This is a genomic window from Candidatus Electronema sp. TJ (assembly GCF_048287355.1).
In the GTDB taxonomy this organism is placed as follows: Bacteria; Desulfobacterota; Desulfobulbia; order Desulfobulbales; family Desulfobulbaceae; genus Electronema.
Map to the genome: position 1 here is coordinate 1 of NZ_JBLWEP010000013.1, position 1523 is coordinate 1523.

At 60.9% G+C, this 1523-nt stretch carries 1 protein-coding gene; it reads right to left on the reverse strand.

Annotated elements, in window-relative coordinates; translation table 11 throughout:
- Positions 1–83 precede the first annotated feature (83 nt).
- The coding region (locus tag ACNKID_RS01895; protein WP_417911738.1) for a CoB--CoM heterodisulfide reductase iron-sulfur subunit A family protein at positions 84–1523 on the reverse strand (1440 nt) is incomplete at its 5' end.

Genomic DNA, 1523 nt, shown 5'->3' on the forward strand with positions numbered 1-1523 from the left:
CTTTGCCGCTGCTCCCTGTCAAACCAAAACAGCCCGGACCGCATCTGCAATCCGGGCTGCATTTCCCCTTGAAGGCCGATCGGTTACACAGCAACCTCCTCCCCAAAAGCCTTGATCTGGGCCATGATGCCGTCCAAAGTGAAGCGGCCCATGTCAATGGCCATGGTCGGGCAGCGGGCGGCGCAGACACCGCAGCCCTTGCACGAGGCAGTGATGGTGCGCGCCTTACGCTTCTTGTCGTCCTTGTACATCTCAATCGCCTTGTACGGGCAGAAGGTCTCGCAGGCGGCGCAGCCGATGCACTTCTCCGGGTCAATCTTGGAGACAATGGGCGCGGGCGTGACCGAACCTTTGGCCAGCGGATGACATGCCCGGCCAGCGGCGGCCTGCGCTTGGGCGATGGTCTCGTCCATGCCGCGCGGTGAGTGCGCCAGGCCGCAAACATAGGTGCCGTCAACCGGCAGATCAACCGGCTGCAATTTGACATGTGCCTCAAGGAAGAACTTCTCCGCCGTGACTGGCACTTTCAGCATTTTCGCCAGCGTGGTCGGGTCTTCCGGGACTATGCCGGTTGAGAGCGCGAGCAGGTCGGTTTCCATCGCCAAGTCTTCGCCGAGCAGCGGATCAAAATAACGCACCGTGACTGCGTCGCCATTCACGCTGACTTCCGGCTTGCGGTCGAGGCTGTAGCGGGTGAAGATCACGCCGAGCTGCCGTGCCTTGCGGTAGTCGTCCTCCATAAAGCCGTAGGCCCGCATGTCGCGGTAGAGAATGATGATCTGCATCTCCGGCTGCAAGGCTTTAAGGCGCAGGGCGTTCTTTAGTGCTTGGCCGCAGCAGACCCGGCTGCAATAGGTCAAATCCTCGTCGCGCGAGCCGACGCACTGAATCATCACCGCCTGCTTCGCCGCCTTCAACCCAGTCTGATCTGCAACAAGCCGCTGCTCCAGCTCAATCTGGGTGACAATCTTCGGCGACTGGCCGTAAGCGTACTGCGTCGGCTGATAGGGATTGCCGCCGGTGGCGAGCACGGTCACGCCGTGATGAATCAGCTCGCTTGCGCCCTTACTTTCGACTGTGGTTGTGAAGTTGCCGACATAGCCGGACACCGCTGTCACCTGCGCTTCGGTGTGTACGGTGATCTTCGGATGACTGCTCACCTTGTTGATCATTTCCTGCACTGCCTGACGCGGATCCTTGCCGTGACGGTCAGCAGTGAGCAGCAATGCCTTGCCGCCGAGCTGCGTTCCCCGCTCAATCAGGGCCACTTCAAAGCCTTGATCCGCAATGGTCAAAGCTGCGGTCATGCCTGCCAAGCCACCGCCGATGACCAGAGCCGAGGGCGTGACCGGTAGCTGCATTTCCTGAAGCGCAGTCAAGCAGCAAGCCTTGGCTACCGCCATACGTACGGCATCCTTGGCTTTCGCGGTGGCCCGCTCCGGCTCGTGCATGTGCACCCACGAACATTGGTCGCGGATGTTGGCCATCTCGAAGAGCGAGCGGTTCAATCCGGCCTCGCGCAG